The 387-nt window shown below is 41.6% G+C and carries 1 protein-coding gene; it reads right to left on the bottom strand.

The features are described 5' to 3' along the window. Positions 1–73 precede the first annotated feature (73 nt). Positions 74–387, bottom strand: a 314-nt coding sequence (locus tag ASJ81_RS15615) for a carbon monoxide dehydrogenase beta subunit family protein (protein WP_275112569.1), incomplete at its 5' end; no start/stop codon positions are given.

Here is a 387-nt window from a genome sequence, read left to right as displayed (position 1 = left end):
TCTTTCTCCTTCAAACATTGGGGAAATCTCAAATGGGAATTCTGCCATTATATTTCGCCTCCTAAATCAAAAGTTATAATGCGTTAATAAGTTCATCCAGGGCAGCATAGTGGTCTGCCTTACTCAGGTTCCCGAAGGACATTGTTGCGTTCTGGATGTAGTTTCTGTCAATTGCTATTGCTTTTACATCTGAAAAGTTCCTTGTTCCGGACAGTACCTGATTAATATAGTATTTTATGTGTCCTAAAACAATGAGTGTGTCATAGGTTCCGTTTCCATCAAGCCCTGGCCAGTTAGAGTCAGTTACATAAAAGCCAAGCTGGTGCAGATTGATGTACTTGGCATCTACATCCTTGTCAACAAAGCCAGGCATTGAGCTGCCGGTTG

Source organism: Methanosarcina spelaei (assembly GCF_002287235.1).
In the GTDB taxonomy this organism is placed as follows: domain Archaea; phylum Halobacteriota; class Methanosarcinia; order Methanosarcinales; family Methanosarcinaceae; genus Methanosarcina; species Methanosarcina spelaei.
Note: the sequence above shows the minus strand (reverse complement) of the source record. Positions and strands in the feature narration are given on the sequence as shown.